Below are 19,673 nucleotides of genomic sequence, written 5' to 3'. Positions count from 1 at the left end.
ATTTTTGGTGTTCTGGCGCGTCAGCCGACGCTGCCTTCAAGACTAATTCCAATGAGTTTCTGAGCCTCGACGGCGAATTCCATCGGAAGTTCTTTCATGACTTCCTTGCAAAATCCGTTGACGATGATCGAAACCGCGTCCTCTTCCGAAAGACCGCGCTGCGAGCAGTAGAAGAGCTGGTCCTCGCTAATCTTCGAGGTCGTTGCTTCGTGCTCGACACGGGCAGACGGGTTGCGGGTTTCGATGTAGGGCACCGTGTGAGCGCCGCACTGATCGCCAATCAGCAGGCTGTCGCACTGGGTGTAGTTCCGGGCGCCTTCAGCTCCCGGCAGCACCTTGACGAGGCCGCGATAAGTATTGTCGGCCTTACCGGCGCTGATACCTTTGGAAATGATCGTCGACTTCGTGTTCTTGCCGATATGGATCATCTTGGTGCCGGTATCGGCCTGCTGGGCATTGTTGGTGATAGCGACGGAATAGAACTCGCCGACCGAATTATCGCCCTGCAAGATGCAGCTCGGATATTTCCAGGTGACGGCCGAGCCGGTTTCAACCTGAGTCCAGGAGATCTTCGAGCTGTCGCCACGGCACGCGCCGCGCTTGGTCACGAAGTTATAGATGCCGCCGGCACCCGTCTCGTCGCCCGGATACCAGTTCTGTACTGTCGAATATTTAATCTCCGCTTCCTTCATGGCGACCAGTTCGACCACAGCGGCATGAAGCTGGTTCTCGTCACGCTGGGGCGCGGTGCAGCCTTCCAGATAAGAGACGTATGAACCTTCCTCGGCCACGATCAGGGTGCGCTCGAACTGTCCTGTATTTTCCGCGTTGATGCGGAAATAGGTGGAGAGTTCCATCGGGCAACGCACGCCTTTGGGGATGTAGACGAAGGACCCATCGGTGAAGACCGCGCAGTTCAACGTAGCGAAGTAATTGTCGGAATACGGAACCACCGAGCCAAGATATTTCTTCACCAACTCCGGATGCTCTTTGATGGCCTCGGAAATGGAGCAGAAGATAACGCCGTATTCGGCCAGCTTCTTGCGGTAGGTCGTGGCGACGGACACGGAATCGAACACCGCATCGACCGCAACCACGCCAGCAAGGATTTCCTGCTCTTTCAACGGAATACCGAGCTTCTCATAGGTGCGCAGAAGCTCCGGATCAACCTCATCCAGACTGTTCAGCTTCTCTTTAACCTTCGGTGCTGCGTAGTAGTAGATATCACTCAGGTCGATGGGCGTGTACTCGACCTTGGCCCAATCCGGCTCTTCCATGGTTTTGAAGTGCTCGTAAGCCTTGAGACGCCATTCAAGCATCCATTCCGGCTCTTCCTTCTTCGCCGAAATGAAGCGGATCACCTCTTCACTGAGGCCCTTCGGAGCCATTTCGGACTCGATATCTGTGACGAAACCATACTTGTATTTCTCGGTTCCGAGCTGCTCGACCTGTTCGATTGTCTCGACAGTTGCCGCCATGATCGTGTTATCCCGCTATCTTAAACGCTCGTTCAATTGCACTCTGTCTCGTCCGTCAGCTGTCAGCAGTCACCGACTGCCGCGCACTCGCCGGGGCAGGCTGTAACGGAAACATTTCCGTCGGGTCCAGAAGATCCGCCAAGGTGACATCCTCCAGCGCCCGCCTCACGGCGAGATTGACCCGGTTCCAGTTCCCACTGATCGGGCAGGAGTTACTGACCTCGCACTGCTGGCCGTCGCTGTCATCCACGCAAGCCGTCAGCGCGATCGGGCCATCGATGGCCTGAACGATATCCGCCACCGTCACCTGCTCCGCCGCCCGGTCCACAGAATACCCGCCGTTTGCTCCGCGATGCGAGGTCACCAAACCGACGCCGGCCAGGATCTTAAGCAACTTGGAAACGGTCGGCAGCGGAATCGCGGTCGTCTCTGACAGCACTGCAGCAGTCCGTACGCGACCGGGATCTCTGGCCATCTGGCCGAGCACCACAACCGCATAATCTGTCATCTTATTCAGCTTCAGCATCGCACCGTCCATAAAGCGGACTAAATTCGTACCATTAATTAACCCGCCCAGCGCGGAAATCAACACGAAACTCCAGATTGGAGTGATTTTCTTTGAAAGGTTCTAATTCCGTCCCGGCATCGACACCAGTTCACATTCGAGGAGACCCGGACAGGTAAATATCGCAGGATGCCGGGCACTTGGTGCTGAGCAGCGCTCGCCATCTAGATTGATCTGCATCAGATATCGAAGAAGTCCCTCCATGTCCACGTCGAACCAGCCATCTCAGCCCTTGCTCGCGGTCCTCTGGATGATGGGTGCACTTGCCTCCTTCACATCAATGGCCGTGGCCGCACGCGAGCTGACACAGGAAATCTCGGTTTTCCAGGTAACGTTCATGCGGACAGCGATCTGTATTGCCCTGCTCGCGCCCTACGCATGGAAGCTCGGGTTTACGGAGTTAAAAACGCCACGTTTCAAGGAGCATCTCGGCCGCAACATCATTCATTTCGGCGGCCAGATCGGCTGGATATTCGGGGTGAGCATATTACCGCTCGCAGCCGTCTTCTCGCTTGAGTTCAGCTCTCCTATCTGGACCGCGATCCTGGCTGCCATCTTTCTGAAAGAGCGCCTGACACACACCCGCGTCGTATCAGTGCTACTTGGATTCGCCGGGATTCTGGTCATCCTGCGACCAGGCTCGGAGCTGTTGCAACCGGCTTCTTTTGCCGTGATCGGCGCCGCAATCTGCTTCGCCTGCACCTATGTTTTCACCCGCGGCCTCGCTTCCACCGAAAGCGCCTTCAAAATCATTTTCTATATGAATCTGATCCAGCTTCCGATGGGGCTGGTACCCTCAATACCTCTGTGGGTCACGCCATCAGCGGAGGTTTTGCCGTTCATTGTCGTGCTCGGTATCGCTGGGCTCAGCTCCCACTACTGCATTGCCAAAGCAGTGGCCTATGCCGATGCCACGATCGTCAGCCCGCTGGATTTTCTGCGACTGCCACTGATCGCGGTTATAGGGTTCAGTTTCTATCAGGAGCCTTGGAACCCCTTCGTCTTAATCGGTGGGGCCATCATCTTCTCCGGCAACCTTCTAAATATCTGGGTGGAGCAAAAAGCACATAAAGACACGCTGTAATGCGGCACATTGTTCTCTTGTCGTTTTAGTAAAGCTGAATCACTTCATTTTCCGCGAATCTGAAAACGTCTTTATCGACATGCAAATTCACAATAAAATAGCTGGAAAATCGACGAGGACGGTCGAGCAGAATGCTTCGTAAGAAGACTTTAGAGATCCTGACGCTAAGGGAGGGATCCTGGGCGATCGAAAGCGCCGCTGGCGATCTTGAGACTGCGCAGAAGGCTGCGGTTCAGTTTCTTGGCAAACCCGGCGTCATGGGCGTTCGCGTGCTCAAGGAATCGTCTGAGGATATCGGCAATCCTGCACCAGGCGACATCCTGTTCGAGAAATTGCGTTCCACCGGAGGCGCCGACCGCATCGCTGTTGGCGAGCCCAGTAGCCTGGCCCCAGTGTGCGAGGACATAGAAGATCTGTTTAATGGTGGGGGGCGGAATTCGATCAATCGGCTGTTCCGGGCCTATTTAGACAAGAACACCGTAACCGCAACCGAAGTCATGCATAACGCCCGTGAAATGAAGCGGATCATGGATTTCGAGAGCATGCTGCCTTCAGCAGTCGCCAAGATTGCGCAGATGCAATCCCGTAGTGAAGACGGGCCGACGATGGGAGAGCGGAGGGATACGCTCTTCGGTTTTGCTGACCGACTCAACACGCGGGCCAAGCAGGCAGAAAGTCTCAATCTGCCGTCGCTTACGAATGTCGATATCAACGAAGCAATCCAGCAGATCAACAAACAATCAAACGGAGAAGCACCGGGATATCTTTTCCGGGTCGCTGTCAGCCGGGAGTTGGTCAATGTCCGTAACTGGTGGGGCAAGTTCGCCATGTCAGTTGACTGGGCAAGCGCCTGCAAATCCGATCCCGCGCTTGCAAATCTAGACTGGTTCATCAGCGATACGCTGAGCAATGCTTCGGTCCTACAGGATCTGCTTGGCGAACAGGAAAGCCTTGCGGACGCTCTCATTACTCTGATCGAGATTGCCGACGGAGTGCGCTCAATTGACCCGGAGAAGGCCCGGGATGCTACCTCAACCGAGGCAACAGCAAACAAGATCAACGGCCTTTTCAAAGACTCGAAACTGCCGGAATCAAAACTCGCCGTAATGGAACGGGTTTGCCGTCAGTTACAGGGTAGCGGCACCCTGACCAAAGACGGTGCCGAGGAGCCGAAAGTCTTCCGGGAAATGCTGCAGCGGTTGATTCCGGGAACGGAGCTGACAGGTGGGCCGGAGATGGCCGAGGCCATTACACATCGCCAATCCCACATCATCAACAAGGGCGGTGAAGGCGGCCTGAAAGCGGCGACAGCCAGTGTGCTGCCCGCACTCCGCGACCCGGGTCGCAAGGCGGGCTATCTGCTTTCCCTGAGAGAGAGCGATCTCGGCAAGGATCTGTTGAAGAACGAGATCGAGCAACACCTGAACGGTCTGTTCATGACCCCCGACTCCGTAACACAGATTGTGCGCAGCGGTGCCCCGAACAAGAAGATGGAAAAAGTCACTTCCATCTTCTACCGCATTCAAAACTCAAGCCTTCCCGACTCCCGCAAAGCGCAATTGACAGAACATCTGGACGAGCTGTTAGCGACATATGTGGTCGACGGTAAAATCCTCGACCGACTGGATGACCCTAACAAACCGCTGCATATTAGAGCCTTCATGCTGGTCAGCATGTGTCAGCCGGAGATGCTTCCCGATGGCAAGGCTTCGAAACTCGCGCGAGAAATCATCGTCAAACATTTGCGCCGGCCGAATTTCGAAACCGAACTGGTGGCACAGGTTCCAGACGACGCAAAGAAAGAGAAGATCCTGAGAGACTTCCATGTGCAGCTGCACCGGAGCGGCTTCTTCAACTAGCCCCACCTTGCGTCTGATTGAATTGCTAACTTGTCTGAAAATCCGATTTTCAGATCCGCCGTGCTTGCCGGTGTAAGCGGCCAGCTGGCCTGGATGCACAACCCAAGGATCTCGTTTCATTCGCGGAGCGCGGCCGTGAACGAATTACTGGTAGTTACTCGAGCTGCGCCTCTATCTTCTTTAGAGATGAATCAGACGCCCACCGCGCCGCAAGATGCAGCAAGATGATGATCATGGCCAAGGGAACCGATACTGAAATCCAGACCATTGGAATGCCGAGTGTGTCTGCGGTTAGGCCCGATTGCCGCGCAAGGTAGCCTTTTGCTAATCCGCCGCGCAGCCCCATGAAACAGAAATAGATCACGGGCAGGATGAAGGTCAGGACCGCCGCACTATGAATAGCGTCGGCGCAGAGACCGAGAAAATGCGGACGCTTGGGAAAGACACTTTCCATGAGCACGGCATCGGATCGCGTCTTGAAGGACAGTGTGGCGCCCAAAAGGCCGGTCCACACCATTGCATAGCGTGCGACATCCTCGGTCCAGACCGGAGGAGCAGAGAAGATATACCGGGCTGCGATCTGGATCATCACTGTGATGAACATCAAGCAGACCACAAACACCGCAACCCGACGGACAAATGAATGAATGCCATCGCTTGCCGAGATGATGATCTGTCGCATTTTTCATTCTCTCCTGAGGAAATGGCGGGCCGCGTCTGCGTCCCGCCATCCGTTTATCAGCGGTTTCCGTCCGACAGATCCGTCCAGACTTTGACATCCTCAGCCGCCATCAGGCCGGAATTGTAAACAGGCTTCGAGGCTTCACGGAACACGGAACGTTCCTCCGGGGTCAGCCGCTGAACAGTGACACCCTTTTCCTCGAGCGCGGCGAGACCGGAAACCGAAGCCTTGCTCAGCCAATCGCGGGCGGCCTTGTCGGCCGTCTCGACCGCCGCATCGACCGTGGCACGATCTGCGTCAGACAATCCGTCATACCAGGACTTCGACATGATGACTGAGCGCAATGGAATGATGACACCCGCGTCCGAGAAGTTCCGCACGAAGTCCGTCTGACCGAACATCACCGGCACGAACGGTGAATTGAGGTAGCCGTCAATAATGCCCGTCTGGAGACCGGCAGGAACCTCACCCCAAGGAACGATCGTGCCACTGGAGCCCCACGCTGTGTACATAGCGATCTGCGCGTCATCCAGCGCCCGCATGCGCAGCTTGGCCATATCCGCAGGCGAACGCACTGCAGTCGTGGTGGTGATAATGCCCGAGGACGGGCCGATCGGCACCAGGGAGACGACCCGCACATCTTGTTTCGCCAAGGTCGCGTTCAGACGGTCAAACACCTTACCTGCAGCCAACGCGCGATCCATATGCGCCGTGTCGTCAAAGATGTAAGGCAAACGGACGCCGTAGATGAAAGGGTCGACCTGTGCGACGGCCCGGACATCGGACAGGGACACTTCCAACAGACCTGTCGAAACCTGATCGAACTTCTCGGCTTCGTTTCCAACAGACCCGGCGGGCATTTCACGCGCGTCCATGCCGGCTGCTTTCAGCGCATTAACAAAAGCATGTGCCCAGTTATAGGATCCGGACTGTTTCAGGTTCGGTTTGCCGTCCAGTGCAATCTTGACCTCTGCTGATGCCGGAGTCGCTATCGCCAGCATCAGTGCCATCGCTAGCAGTTTGAGTTTCATCGTTTTCTCCCTTTTGTTTCTTAGTTGACTGAAAAACCGAAAACGCGTGGCAGTGTCAGGCTAATCGCGGGCCAGTAAACCAGCGCCAGCAACAAGAGGACCTGCACAACGATAAAAGGCAGCACCGCATAGGCCAGCCGCCAGTAGTTCAACGACGTCAGGGCGGATACAACGACGAGGCATTTTCCCAGAGGCGGTGTAATCAGCCCGACGCACAGGTTGAAACACAGCACGATGCCGAGATGGATCGGGCTGATCCCCTGTTCGAGTGCCTGCGGCGCAAACAGCGGAATCAGCAGCGTGAGCGCAACGGGCGTATCCATGAACATGCCTGCGACCAGAAAGATGCAGACAAGGAAAAACAAGTATCGCGTACCGGTGAGTCCGAAGGACTCGACCCACGTCGCCAATGCCTGCGACCAACCCAATTGACCGGCAAGATAGCCAAGCACGGATATCGCCGCGAGAATGATGAAGATCGTGCCGGTCATCCGCGCTGTCGCTTCGACCGCATCGAAGATCATGCTCCAGCTCAGCCCTTTGTAAAACTGCCCGGCCATCAGGGCGACGAGAACAGCGATTGCTGATCCTTCGGTTGGCGTCGCCAGACCGAACACCAGCGACCCAAGAATCACCACAGGCAGGCATAAGGCAGGCGCGGCATTCAACAGGCTCGGCAGAAACTTCGGCAGATCAGCAGAACTTCCGCCGGGATGGCCTTTTACGGCCGCGATCCCCGCGTTTAGCAACATTAGCGCCGCCGCGAGAAGGAAGCCCGGAACCACGCCTGCTATGAACAAGGCAGCAACGGATGTGCCCGTAAGACCGCCGTATATGATCATGATGATCGAGGGCGGAATAATTGGCCCGATCATTGATGAGGCTGCGGTAATCGCCCCGGCATAAAACGGGTCATAACCGCGTGCCTTCATTTCAGGCACGAAAGTCCGCGACAACGCCGCGCTATCGGCAATGGCAGACCCCGAGATACCAGCGAAAAACACACTTGTCAGAATGTTCACATGCCCCAAACCACCGCGAAACCTGCCGACGATGGACATCGCAAAATCGATCAGACTGCGGGTGACTCCGGCACGGCTCATGATCTCGGCAGTCAGGATGAACAGAGGCATTGCCATAAAGGCAAAAACATCGAGCTGCGCGAAAATGCGCTGTGGCATAATCGAAAGGAATTGGGATTTTCCAGCTGCGACAAAAGCCAGAACAGACACCGCCCCCATGAGGTAAGCAAAGGCCGTGCCGCTGATCAGCAACACAGCGAAGATCAGGGGGATCAACCACATGGTGCTACACCGCCGTTCGTAGTGACGACTTTTCCGGTCGCGCATTTTTAGTTGAAATAGGCGGGTTTGTAACGATCGAGCGAAGATCGACGCTCGATGGCTTTACGTTCTCAAGATCCGGCCTGGGGCGTGCCGTTTCAGGCGATGCCGCAAAAAGCGTTTCGACAGCCTTCGCAACCCCCAATAAAGCTTCATCCCCCCGTATCGGCCCAAGCATCTGAAGACCGAAGGGCATGTCATGGGGATCTCTACCCGCTGGAACAGTGATGGCAGGCCCTCCCATGAGCGAGCCCCGATAATTGAGCGCCAGCCAGCGGTAATAGATATCCATATCTTGACCATCGATCTCGCTGGGATGGGATTCGGTCCACCGGAAAGGCGGCACAGGCGCCGTCGGCAACAAAACGACGTCAAAATCTTTCATTAATGCGTTGAATTTGCGTAATATTTTCGTCTGCTCGGCATGAGCCCAAGCCCGGTCAGCCAAGCTCATAGATAGGCCAAGAGCCACATTGCTTTCAATGTGAGGCCCGAATGCATCGGGCGTGCTGCTTAATTGCTCTGCGAAAGCGGTTACGAAACTTTCCGCGCGCAATACATCGAATGTCCGGTCCATCTCGCCCAGATTAAGATCTACCGGACGACACTCGCCAACATGTTGGCGCAGTATCTCAACTCGGGATCGAAAGGTTTGGCGAATGGCGGGATCTACTGGTGCACCGCCAAAATCCTCACTGAACCCAACCCTAAGATCTGCAAGTTTGACCTCGCGTAGTGAAGAGAAACGGTCCGTTGCGACCGAGTTCGTTAGTGGATCATCCGGATCACTTCCCTGACAAACATTTAGCATCAGGATGAGGTCATCCATCGTACGCGCCATGGGCCCGAGCACTGAGATACCGGACCATCCGAGCGGACGCGTAGGGTGCGCAATAACATCGACAGAAGGACGAAAGCCGACAACCCCGCAAAGTCCCGCAGGTAATCGCAATGATCCTCCGGTGTCCGACCCCGTGCACAAAGGCAAGAGTTCTGCAGCCAGCGCGGCCGCTGATCCACCGGACGATCCGCCTGCAGTGAGATTCGGGTCGAAGGGATTCCCGGTCGCGCCCCATACAGGATTGCGGCTGTTCCCGCCTGCTCCAAGTTCCGGGACATTTGTCTTGGCAAGTATGATCGCCCCCGCAGCGCGCAAACGCGCCACCATGGGCAAATCCTTATCGGGGACATTGCTAAGGGCACGGGTGCTGCCATGGGTCGTCAGCAAACCTTTTGTATCCTGCAAGTCTTTGACGCCGATCGGCAAACCGTCCAGTGGCCCAATCGGAGTTCCTGCCTGCCAACGCGAAGTCGCCAACGAAGCCTCCGACACGGCACGCTCAGCGTCGATTGCAGCCAATGCATTTATCTTGGGATTGAATCGTGAAATCTGCTCAAGACAGGCCGCCAGGTAATCATTTGGCGTTAGACTGCCGTTATTAAAGGCTTCCAGGACCTCACAAGCAGAGAGCGCGACCAGAATCGCTCGACTCATCAGCCCGCCCAAAAATCAATTATGGATAGAAGTGGCATTGTTTGATTCCTCCGAATTTATTTTTTGTTATGGTAATAAACTGATATCGGGGAAAATAATAATAATTTGACCTAAAACATTAACCTTACGGAATGGTTTTGAGTTCTTCTGTCTTTTGCTCGAGACATTTCATGAAAAGAGACAAGGCGCCATTCTGTTCGATCTGATCAGCGCGGCAAAAACACCGAACCTCAGACAGCAAGCCACGTGTGTCTAACGGCAGCGTGGCAATCTCGCCCCGCGTGGACTGAATTTGGGCAAGGCGTTGCGGCATCAGCCCCAGCGCGGGCATCGCCCTCATCAGCTCCAGATTCAGGGTCAAGGAGAGCGACGCGATCGTATTGGCGGGCGGCGTCAAACCATTTGCTGCGAAGAGTGCATCCAGAGCCTTTCGCGCAACCGAGTTCGACTGAGGAAAAATCCACGGGCAATTGGCCACATCCGGCCAAGTCAAATCATGCTTTTGTGCCAGTGGATGGTTACGCCCGGCAACAACCACGATCGGCTCTGAAAAGAGTGTCTTCTGGTCTATGCCCGGCAATTCCTGAGGCTGCCAGGTTCGTGCGATCAGAAGATCAAGCGCTCCGGACTCAAGCCTTGGAAAGAGTTCGACGAAATGCCCTTCAAACACGGAAACGCTTGCCTGCGGGGTGCTGCTCTTGAACAAGGCAATGGCCCCGGGCAATAAGGTCGGTGCCACCGAACTCACAACGCCAATGGAGACAGCTCCCGATACGCCGCTTGCCATCGCTTCAATGTCGAAAGCCGCTCGATCAAGCTGACCAAGCACCCGTTTAGCATGGTCGGCGAGACGGCTACCGATCGGCGTAAGATAAAGCCGGTTTCGATCCCGCGTCACAACAGGAACGCCAACAATCCTCTCCAGCTCGGCGATCTGCTTTGATATTGCGGGTTGCGTGACATTCAGCGCCTCCGACACCCGTGCAACCAGTTTCAGATCAGCCAGTGCTGCGATCACACGCAAATGACGGATCGTAATCGTTTTTAGAATTTCGTTACCTGGAATAACCGAGCATCCTCAACTGCCATATACCGACAGAAAGTCACTCTATTGCTGGCAAAAAGTGCCTGAGCGACTCTGTCAAAGCCCCTTTAGTAAACGGGAACGCTCTGCGCGTCCCAGTTTTGATCGGATTAAAATCGCCCTTCTCTAGGTTCCGTTAAGGGCCCCTGGCCAAACCGCTGGGCCTTTAGGACTGCCCAATGTGCGCGTTTCAACGGCGCAAAACGGCTCAGCTTCTTGACCGCAGCGGATATCATCCGGAACAACGGGACTTCTCTCTAGTCCTCACTTCGATTTAGGAATTCGTGCAGCTGCTGCTCCCCGATATCGCACTCATACGGCTTTGCATTCCCCCCCATTTGCGCAGGAACCGCCCGGACCGGGCTTTCAGGCATCAGGCCGGCGACCTCCAGTATCATCTTGCGCCTGACGGCAGCGGCGAAGGATCGAATTCCCTTGGCGACAATGACGAAGGCCCCGCTGCCGCCGATGACGCATTCCTCATAATAAACATCAAGATCAACCAGCTTCGGAAATCCGTAGGGTGACGGTCGCTCATTGAGGATCGGAAGCGCGTTGATGGTAATGCCGTTGGCGATTGCCACATCGCGGGCCTTGTCAACCTTGGCACCGGTATTGTTCGGCCCGTCGCCCGAAATATCGATGACCTGTCGCTCCGAGAAAAACCTCGGGTCCCGGAACCAGTTGGTCGCGAAATTGAGCATGTTTCCGATCGAGGTGCGCCGCCCGGCCATGTGGGGACGCACGTTCAAATTCTCAGCTACAGCATGCGCCGCTTCGCGACTGTCTATCAAGCTCCAGTCGACGACGACCCGCTGATGATCACCGCCGGCCCATTCGACATAGCTGAGAGCAATTCTCCCGGTCTGGCCGGACAAGATCGTGTTGATAACAGTCTCGTCTTTCAGCGCCTTCACATAACCGTCGCGCTGAAGGTCGGACTCCCAGAAATCGATGGAGCCAGATACGTCGACTGCCAACAGAAGTTTCAGGTCGACAAGCTGCGGCGAGTTTTGGGCGGAAGACGGCAACGATAGAAGAACTACCGAGAGCAACGCTCCAAACGCAACTTTAAGCCAACCACCGATAAGATCCGAAAGCGGCATTCCACGCGACCTCCACCAGTATTAGCGCGCACATCCCGTCCCGGAGGCAAGCCTATGATGAGAAGAAATCTCTCAAGAGCGCGTTATAGGTCTCCGCTACTTCCAGGTACGGCGCATGTCCGGCACCATCGAGCCGGACGTGACGCCCCGAAGGATAGAGCGCCGCAAAGACTTGCGACTGGCGCGCGGAGACAACTTTGTCTCCTGCACCGGAAAGCAGCAGGACGGGGCATTTGATGCTGGGTGCAATCGGCCTTGTGTCCGCATGATGCAGCATGGTTGCGCAGGTGCGCAGCCCAGGTGCGGTGACCCCGCCCGCGATCTCCTGAACCTGGGCGCGGATGTCGTCGGGCGTATCGTCAGAAACCATCATGCCGGAACGAGCCGCCGCATATTTCGCACTGCCTTCCGTTTCCAGCGTTGCAATCCGTGTCGCATAACTGCCGGAAATCGGCTCGCTCGCCGGGGCTGCATTGCCAGAATGGGTACAGGAAAGCACCATATGCCGAACCCTGTCACCCGCTTCGGCGGCAACAGCCTGAGCGACCACTCCTCCCATGGAGTGACCGATCACGGAGAACTTATCGACGCCGAGATGATCGAGCAGCGCCAGCGCGAGCACGGCAAACGCCGTCTGGTCAGGTCCGACCACCATGGTCTCGCCATAACCGGGCGCATCCCAACCAATGATATGAAACGCATCGGACAGATCTGCATATTGAGCTTTCCAGGTCCGCGCATTACCACCAAGGCCATGCAACGCTAAGATAACCGGCTTGCCCTCTCCTGCCCCGGCCTCACGGTAGGATACATGCCCGGCCACTGTATCGACGCGTTTGGCTTCAGGTTCCATCGTCAAAGCTCAGTCCTCCGGTTTGCCGCGCGCGGCAGTATGGTATTCGGGATTAGGCATCAGGTGCACAGCACTCGCGACCCGGTTCGACATGTTGAAGAACCCGGCGACATTTGCGATGTCCCAGATGTCACGATCGGAAAAGCCTGCATCGCGCAAGGATTGACGATCCGCCTCAACCATATCATATGGTGCGCGCGTCAGCTTCTCGGAAAAAATCACCATCGTCCGCTCGCGTTCGTCCAGATCGGCATAACGGTAGTTGAAGACGAGGCTTTCCCCCAGCTCCGGACGGCCGGACAAATCACGCACCGCCGCGCCGTGGGCGACTAGGCAGTAATAGCAGTGATTTATCGAGGAAACGACGACCGCGATCATCTCCCGCTCCAACCTGCTGAGGCCCGACGGACCGAGCATCAGCGTGTTGTAGAGTGTGGTGAAACCGCGCAGATGGGTGTCGTCAAAGCTGTAAGCCTTGATAACATTCGGCACCATGCCGAGTTTTTCCAGGCAGATTTTCCAATATTTCCGGGTCTCTTCGGACAGATCCTCGATATTCGGCACCGGCAGCCCAATTTCCAGGGCATGCACTTTTTCTTTACCCACCTGTTTCCTCCTGGTTAATCCGCGCCATCCAGCGCCGCTAGTTCGCCGACGGTCACCGGTTTGATGGGTGGACGGATACGGTAGTAACCGATCGCTTCAGGTTCCTTTCCATGTGAATCGGCCAGAATTTCAGTCACGGTCAGGCCGCACATCCGACCCTGGCAGGGCCCCATGCCAGCACGCAGAAAAGCCTTTGCCTGGTTCGGGCCCGGCGCCCCGTCGGCAGCCGCACCACGTACCGCAGCCGCGCTGACTTCCTCGCAGCGGCAAATCGTAACATCCCCATCAAGCCTGCCAATCCAGCGCGGCGGCGGATACATCGCGTCTAGTAGCGGTCGCACGGCCATTTGGGCCCGGAGGTTATCGCGCGCTTTAGCGATCTCGATGTCGCCTGACGGCCGGTTCAACGCACCATGTTCCGCAGCGATTTCCAGAGCTGCTATCCGGCCGGCATTCTCAGCCGCCATTGCTCCCCCGATACCTCCACCGTCACCGGCGACGAAGACACCCGGCACGCTGGTCTCTCCGCGATCACTCAGGATTGGATGAAAACAGCGTTGCGCCGCGTTCCAGCGATGCTCGCAACTGATCAGTCGTGTCAGTTGCGGGTTTGGCACCACGCCCTCATGCAGAAGTAAGGCCGTCGCTTCGAGCTCAACGGTCTTACCATCGCTCATGAACCTCACCCGTTCGACACAGTCGGTTCCGAGCGCTTCAAGCTTCTGCACATGACGATGGATCGGTATTCGGGACGCCGACAGCGCCTGCGTCAGCCTGCGGCCCTTCAGCAAGGTCCGCCAGCCGAACAAGGCCTTCGGCAAATGAGGCAAGCCGCGGATCATGGCTCCCGGTGGGGTGGTGTCGAGCACGGCGGCAACAGGAATTCCTGCAGCGTGGCATTGCACCGCAAACAGCAACAGAAGCGGCCCCGATCCGGCCAGGACAAGCGGTGCTTGCGGATAGAGGCCGGAGGATTTCAGAACGGTCTGTGCTGCCCCAATGCTCATAACACCCGGCAATGTCCAACCAGGGATTGGCACCGGGCGTTCCATAGCACCGGTCGCAATCACAACGGATCGCGCTTCAACGTGCCTGGTCACTCCGTCGCACGCGACCAAGAGCGTCTTGTTGCCTGCCTCCTGGAGATCAAGATGCCAGACCATGGTCGAGGGCCAGTAACTGGCGCCGGATGCGCGAAACCGTTCGGCCTTTGCGGCACCAGCAGCATAGTCCGGGCCGAGAAACGAGAGATTGTCGGAGCGCTCCGATGCATTGCGTTCAATCGCGCGCCAGATTTGCCCGCCCGGCTCCGGCTGCTCGTCGATCAACAGAACTGAAAGGCCGCATTCGCGCGCCGTCGCGGCGGCCTCCATGCCAGCGGGACCTGCACCGATAATAGCAAGGTCGGTGCGCATCATTGCCCGCCCTCGACAGCAACATTCTCCGGCAAACCGGGTGCGCCCTGCTGACGGCGTACCGCCATGCCATCGCGCACCTCGACCAGGCAGCCCTGGCGGTTCGCCACGCCATCAATCTCGATCAGGCATTCAAAACAGACGCCCATCATGCAATAAGGCACGCGCGCCGAGCCGGACTTCGGCGTGGTTCGCGAATGGCCTATCCCGGCACCCAACAGAGCCGCCGCCACACTATCGCCGGTGTGAGCAGTCACGGCCTCGCCCTCGAAAGTGAAATGCACCGCATGGGCGCGCGGATCAGGCAGCCGGCGAAACATTGAAACGCTCCGGAGAAAAGGCGGCGAACCGGTCGTTAAAACCGCCGCTGAGAATGGTTGGCGCAAGATCGAACGCATGCGCTGCCGCCAGGGTGACCCCGCTATGGCAGGAAATGCTGAAGGCGCCAGGCGCCGTCTCGGACTCGCGGTAAATCGGAAAGCCGTCCGGTGCCATGACCCGGAGCGCGCTCCAGGTGCGCACCACGCGGACATTCTTGAGGATCGGAAAATAGCGCACGATGCTGGCAGCGATCTCCCCCAGTTTCGCGGGATTGATCGAGGTGTCGTAGCCAGCCTCTTCATGGCTGTTACCGAAATTGATCGTTCCGTCGACAGTCTGCCGGGCATTGACCAGCAGCGCCGGCAGCACCGGCTGCAGGCGTTCAGTGATCAGGATGTGACCGCGATCAGGGCGCACCGGGATATCCAATCCGACCATGGGCGCCAGCCACTTATTGGCGATGCCGGCGGCGATCACCATTTTGCCCGACCGGAACACACCAGCCTCGGTTTCGGCCCGAAAACCGTCGCCGTCTTTCCCGATGGATAGTGTCTTGGCCCCGCTGACATAGCGCGCACCGAGCTGTTGGGCGGAGGCATGCAGACTGCGAAGCAGATAGAGCGGATTGACGTGCCCATCATGCGGGCTGTAGCTCGCCCCGGTCACTTCCGGGCCAATAATGGGAACCATCTCCCGGACATCGTCCGCACCGATCATCCGGCGATCATTCTCGCCGACGCCCGGCTGATTGTGCATCCGGTGAATAGAGGCCTCGGTTTTGTTGTAGTCATCTTCCCCGAGGCAAAGCGAGAGTCCGCCTTCCTGCTTCAGTTCGATGTCACAACCATTATGCTCCAGCATGCCGTCGGCGAAGCTCTGATACAGATCCTTGGAGCGCCGGGTCCAGTTGGCATAATCCGGCAAGCCGTCGCCCTTGCCCTGAATCCAGACAAGCCCGAAATTTCCGCGCGAAGCCCGGAAAGCCACATCGCCTTCATCCAGGATCGTTACGGAAGCGCCTTCACGGGCCAGGCCGTAGGCGACGGCCGCCCCCACAAGCCCTCCACCAACAACGATGACATCGGAGCTGCCAGCCATCGCGCGTCAGTCGAGAAGGGTTTCGAGATCGGCCTGCACAGCCTTGTCAAAGCCGATCAGGCGAATTTCGCCAAGATCAATGACCGGGCGTTTGACCAGCGAAGACTGGCTGGCCAATAGAGCTGGCGCGCTCTCTGCCGTAACGCTTTCCTGGATGGCCGGATCAAGCTTCCGCCAGGTGGTGCCGCGCTTGTTCACCACTTTTTCGACACCAAGCTCGGCGATCCATTCCGACGCCCGCTCCTGCGTCAGGCCGCCTTTCTTGAAATCATGAAAATTGTAGGAGACACCGCGCGCATCAAGCCATTTTCGGGCCTTCTTCACCGTGTCGCAGTTAGCGATACCATAGACAGTGATCGTCACTTTCAGTTCCTTTCCATGCGGGACGGCAGATCGTCGATCACCGCCAGCAACACATCGACGAGGCTGCGGCCGAGAATCTTGGAGCGTTCACCATCCCAACCATGCACAGGGTCGGGTTGGTTGTCCGCATCCTTGAACGGCATCTCCAGCGTCATGGAGAGCGCGCCAAGCCGGTTCGCAATATGGCCGGTCGACGTGGTGAGATTGCCTTTGCCCGGCGATGCTTTCGGATAACCGTGCGCTGTCTGGAAATCCGGGTTGATTGCCGCGTAAGTCTGCTGGAAACGGTCCAGCATGGAGACATGCGCGTCAGTGATTCCGGGAACACCGTAGCTTCCGGCGATGAAATTATATGGGATCGCCTCGTCCCCGTGCACATCAAAGGAGAGATCGACACCAAGCCGTTCCATGGCATTCAGCACAGCCAGCACTTCAGGACTCTTCTCCGCGCTCGGCGCCGCCCATTCGCGGTTGAGGTTCACGCCAAGCGCATTGGTCCTCAGATTACCCCGCCGCGTGCCGTCCGGGTTCATGTTCGGAACGGTGTAAATCACCGCTTTTTCCAAGAGTGCCCGGCTGGCACCATCCGCAGGATCGAGCAGCCGTTCGATGAAGCCTTCCATGTACCATTCGGCCATCGGCTCACCGGGATGCTGGCGACCGAAAACCCAGAGCGGCTTCCGGCCGTCCGCTGCTTCGCCGATGGTCAGCATATCGATGGTCTGCCCGTCATGGGTTTCGCCGAGCACCTCGGCGGCACAGCGCTCGGACTGCTGCGCGGCGGCGATCAGATCCTCGTGCCGCTCCATCGAATAGGGTGCGAAATAGGCGTACCAGACGTAATCCGTCTCCGGCACATGCCTGATAGTCAGTTCCGTGCCGTCGTATGATGTCGGCACCCGAAACCAGGTGTCCCGGTCATAGGAAGCACAGGCCCGGTAATTCTCCCAGCCCTTTGGATAGCTCGACCCTCCGGCGTTCAGGATGCGCATTTTCACCCCTCGACCGGCTGCACCGGCCAGGCGGAAGTGAAACCACTGGTAAAAGTCGGACCCGGTATCCGCCGGAATGCGGAGCTGGATGTCGTTCGGATCGTCTGCAGAGACAACCTCTATATTGCCGCTGTCGAAAGCGGCGTCGATACGCAGCATGAGATCTCCCGGTCAGGTGAGCGGAGGAGACTAGAGCCGACAATCCGATTTGAGAAGAGCCATCGGGGCAATGGTAGATCGTGCAGCAGGCAACAGCTGCGATGTTTGAAAGAACCGAGCGACTAGAATCGTTCGGCGCGCACAACCTCTACGTCGGACACACTGATCAGGCCTGACCTCTCATTAACAAAGCCGAATACAGTTTCGAGCACCAACTCCTTGTGATTGCGGTCGAGTATGCACCAGACCATCATCATGCCCTCGGCACCGGCCACCTGCCCGTCTCGCGTCCAGATCCCATTTAGGCCACTGCCGCCCTGAACTGGCAGAATCGTGTATCCGTTCACGCCCTCCAGTCCGTCAAGCAAGGTCGCAAGACGCGGCACCGCGAGCTGCTCGATCAGAATGTCCAGGCGGACTTTCGAATGGGTCTCCATGGCGATTCTCCCTATCGTGCCGCCGAGAACAGCATATCCGCGAGCGCGATATAGAGCGGAATGCCGATCACAACATTGAACGGAAACGTCACACCGAGCGACAGCGTGGTATAGATCGCCGGATTAGCCTGTGGCAGAGCAAGCCGCATCGCCGCAGGCACAGCAATGTAGGAGGCGCTGGCAGCGAGCACCATCATCAGCGCCTTCCCGGCCACAGACAGCTCCAGAGGCCACACCGCCATCGCCATAAGCCCTGCGCCAACCAATGGCATGTAAAGCCCGAACAAGATCGGGCCAACAGATATAGCCTTGCGGTTCTGCAACAACCCCCGCCCCGCGACAGCCCCCATATCGAGCAGAAACAGGCAAAGCACCCCTTTGAAAGGGTCCGCGATGAAAGGTTTTACGTCGGCCATACCCGCAGGCCCTGTGAACCAGCCGATCGCTACGGCTCCAAGCAGCAGGACAACCGAACTGTTGAGCGCCGCTTCACGGATTGAAATGGACGAAACGGCTTCCCCGCCCCCTGAGGCGCCTGACGCGCCCGAACCGCCCGCCGACCGGCCGGCCGCTGCCGCCAGCCAGAGACCGGCGACAATGGCAGGAGCTTCCATTGCGGCGGCAACAGCAACAAGAACGCCCTCCGCTGTATCTCCCCGATCTGAAAGTACCTGAATTGCCGTAAGGAACGTGACAATGCTGATAGACCCATAATGGGCAGCGACAGCCGCTGCGTCCGTCCGGTTAAGGCCGCTCGTCGAACGAAGAGCAGCGTATCCAATAAAAGGGAACAAGGCGCTGAAAAGGATGCCGACTGCGAGAGGAAGAAAACTCGCAAGCCCAGCACCAGTCTCTGCAAGACCGACACCGCCTTTGAAGCCAATCGCAAGCATCAGGTAAAGCGCTACGGTCTTGGCAACCGGCTGCGGCAGGGACAGATCGACCCGCGCCAATGCAGCCGCGAAGCCGAGGGTGAAGAAGAGCACAACAGGCGACCCTAAGGTGCCTGCCGCGAGGCTGAGCAGAGAACCAATATCCATCATTTCCTATACGACCTCCACGAACCTTTCGGCAAGCAGGAGGCAGTACCTCTCACGATCAAGTCTGTGCGGTAACGGCGGAGACAGGCGCAGCGGATCGTCGCATCGCTACTTCAGGACGGCGGATCCAAGCAAGCCGGGGATTGAGGAGAGGCCAGGACGAAAACCTTACAATGCTCCAGGGAGACTTGTTTAGCGCCTCAGCGTTTGCGAACGAATTCCGTACGCAACACCAGACCCTTGATGCCTTCATACTTACAATCGATCTCCTCGGGATTACCAGTCAGCCGTATCGATTTGATGACCGTACCCTGCTTCAAGGTCTGCCCGGCGCCCTTCACCTTCAGATCCTTGACCAGCGCCACCGAATCTCCGTCGGCGAGGACATTGCCCCCGGCATCGTGCACTTCGTTCGCTGCAGCCTGCTCTGCCGCTACTTCGGACGCAGGACGCCATTCGCCAGTTACCACGTCGTAGACGTATTCATCATCCTGGTCGGACATGGGAGAGCTCTTTCGGGAATGGAGAAAAGGCGGTTCCTTATACGCCCCTATTCCACCGATACAACAATACTGCCACCCAAAGTTCGTCATTCAGGTTGTCGAGCCAAGACCGGGGCGATCATGGAGCCGTCCCCTCCGTCACCCGGTCCCCGCTTTCGC

General features: G+C 57.4%; 20 protein-coding genes. 2 read left to right on the top strand and 18 right to left on the bottom strand.

Going from position 1 to position 19,673, the window contains the following annotated elements; translation table 11 throughout:
• Positions 1–20 precede the first annotated feature (20 nt).
• Both sufB and ABJ076_RS20835 read right to left on the bottom strand, forming a co-directional pair.
• The gene (gene sufB, locus ABJ076_RS20840) at positions 21–1,478 is read right to left on the bottom strand and encodes a Fe-S cluster assembly protein SufB (RefSeq protein ID WP_348193401.1); all 1,458 of its coding nucleotides are present in this window, start codon (positions 1,476–1,478) and stop codon (positions 21–23) included.
• A 55-nt stretch (positions 1,479–1,533) separates the two neighbouring features.
• Positions 1,534–2,004: an SUF system Fe-S cluster assembly regulator gene (locus tag ABJ076_RS20835; RefSeq protein ID WP_348193398.1), complete on the bottom strand. Its 471-nt coding sequence runs from the start codon at positions 2,002–2,004 to the stop codon at positions 1,534–1,536.
• 241 nt (positions 2,005–2,245) lie between these two features.
• Here ABJ076_RS20835 and ABJ076_RS20830 point away from each other — a divergent pair, with 241 nt between their 5' ends.
• Positions 2,246–3,127, top strand: a complete 882-nt coding sequence (locus tag ABJ076_RS20830; RefSeq protein ID WP_348193395.1) for a DMT family transporter — start codon at positions 2,246–2,248, stop codon at positions 3,125–3,127.
• Positions 3,128–3,258: 131 nt separating this feature from the next.
• Complete coding sequence (locus ABJ076_RS20825) at positions 3,259–4,986, top strand: hypothetical protein (RefSeq protein ID WP_348193392.1); 1,728 nt, start codon at positions 3,259–3,261, stop codon at positions 4,984–4,986.
• Positions 4,987–5,140: 154 nt separating this feature from the next.
• Here the strand turns inward: ABJ076_RS20825 and ABJ076_RS20820 are convergent, their stop codons facing one another.
• From ABJ076_RS20820 to ABJ076_RS20745, 16 genes are all read right to left on the bottom strand, one after another.
• On the bottom strand, positions 5,141–5,668 hold the full coding sequence (locus tag ABJ076_RS20820; protein ID WP_348193390.1) for a TRAP transporter small permease subunit: 528 nt from the start codon (positions 5,666–5,668) through the stop codon (positions 5,141–5,143).
• A gap of 56 nt (positions 5,669–5,724) precedes the next feature.
• Entirely contained in the window at positions 5,725–6,699 is a 975-nt protein-coding gene (locus tag ABJ076_RS20815) for a TRAP transporter substrate-binding protein (RefSeq protein WP_348193388.1), read from the bottom strand.
• A 20-nt stretch (positions 6,700–6,719) separates the two neighbouring features.
• Entirely contained in the window at positions 6,720–8,003 is a 1,284-nt protein-coding gene (locus ABJ076_RS20810; RefSeq protein ID WP_348193385.1) for a TRAP transporter large permease, read from the bottom strand.
• A gap of 4 nt (positions 8,004–8,007) precedes the next feature.
• Positions 8,008–9,537 carry an amidase gene (locus ABJ076_RS20805; protein ID WP_348193382.1) on the bottom strand — a complete coding sequence of 510 codons (1,530 nt, stop codon included), beginning with the start codon at positions 9,535–9,537 and terminating at the stop codon, positions 8,008–8,010.
• Positions 9,538–9,661: 124 nt separating this feature from the next.
• Positions 9,662–10,561: a LysR substrate-binding domain-containing protein gene (locus ABJ076_RS20800; protein ID WP_348193380.1), complete on the bottom strand. Its 900-nt coding sequence runs from the start codon at positions 10,559–10,561 to the stop codon at positions 9,662–9,664.
• Positions 10,562–10,878: 317 nt separating this feature from the next.
• Positions 10,879–11,727 (bottom strand): DUF1194 domain-containing protein, encoded by an 849-nt coding sequence (locus ABJ076_RS20795; RefSeq protein WP_348193377.1) that lies wholly within the window; start codon positions 11,725–11,727, stop codon positions 10,879–10,881.
• Between the two features lie 52 nt (positions 11,728–11,779).
• Complete coding sequence (locus ABJ076_RS20790; RefSeq protein ID WP_348193514.1) at positions 11,780–12,580, bottom strand: alpha/beta fold hydrolase; 801 nt, start codon at positions 12,578–12,580, stop codon at positions 11,780–11,782.
• 9 nt (positions 12,581–12,589) lie between these two features.
• Positions 12,590–13,186: a peroxidase-related enzyme gene (locus ABJ076_RS20785; RefSeq protein ID WP_348193374.1), complete on the bottom strand. Its 597-nt coding sequence runs from the start codon at positions 13,184–13,186 to the stop codon at positions 12,590–12,592.
• A gap of 14 nt (positions 13,187–13,200) precedes the next feature.
• Positions 13,201–14,604 carry an FAD-dependent oxidoreductase gene (locus tag ABJ076_RS20780; protein ID WP_348193371.1) on the bottom strand — a complete coding sequence of 468 codons (1,404 nt, stop codon included), beginning with the start codon at positions 14,602–14,604 and terminating at the stop codon, positions 13,201–13,203.
• Positions 14,601–14,921, bottom strand: a complete 321-nt coding sequence (locus tag ABJ076_RS20775) for a (2Fe-2S)-binding protein (RefSeq protein WP_348193368.1) — start codon at positions 14,919–14,921, stop codon at positions 14,601–14,603. Before ABJ076_RS20775 ends, ABJ076_RS20780 begins: the two co-directional genes overlap by 4 nt.
• Complete coding sequence (locus ABJ076_RS20770) at positions 14,902–16,020, bottom strand: FAD-dependent oxidoreductase (RefSeq protein WP_348193365.1); 1,119 nt, start codon at positions 16,018–16,020, stop codon at positions 14,902–14,904. Before ABJ076_RS20770 ends, ABJ076_RS20775 begins: the two co-directional genes overlap by 20 nt.
• A 6-nt stretch (positions 16,021–16,026) precedes the next feature.
• On the bottom strand, positions 16,027–16,383 hold the full coding sequence (locus ABJ076_RS20765) for an arsenate reductase (protein WP_348193362.1): 357 nt from the start codon (positions 16,381–16,383) through the stop codon (positions 16,027–16,029).
• Between the two features lie 2 nt (positions 16,384–16,385).
• On the bottom strand, positions 16,386–17,534 hold the full coding sequence (locus ABJ076_RS20760) for a M14-type cytosolic carboxypeptidase (RefSeq protein WP_348193359.1): 1,149 nt from the start codon (positions 17,532–17,534) through the stop codon (positions 16,386–16,388).
• Positions 17,535–17,656: 122 nt separating this feature from the next.
• Positions 17,657–17,971, bottom strand: coding sequence for a transcriptional regulator (locus ABJ076_RS20755; protein ID WP_348193356.1), 315 nt, complete (start codon positions 17,969–17,971; stop codon positions 17,657–17,659).
• Between the two features lie 11 nt (positions 17,972–17,982).
• A complete protein-coding gene (locus ABJ076_RS20750; protein WP_348193353.1) occupies positions 17,983–19,014 on the bottom strand; it encodes a sodium-dependent bicarbonate transport family permease in 1,032 nt (343 codons plus the stop codon).
• A gap of 197 nt (positions 19,015–19,211) precedes the next feature.
• The gene (locus ABJ076_RS20745) at positions 19,212–19,514 is read right to left on the bottom strand and encodes an alkylphosphonate utilization protein (protein WP_348193350.1); all 303 of its coding nucleotides are present in this window, start codon (positions 19,512–19,514) and stop codon (positions 19,212–19,214) included.
• Positions 19,515–19,673: the final 159 nt, after the last annotated feature.

It is taken from the genome of Nisaea sp. (genome assembly GCF_039990255.1).
Taxonomy (GTDB): Bacteria; Pseudomonadota; Alphaproteobacteria; order Thalassobaculales; family Thalassobaculaceae; genus Nisaea.
Note: the sequence above shows the minus strand (reverse complement) of the source record. Positions and strands in the feature narration are given on the sequence as shown.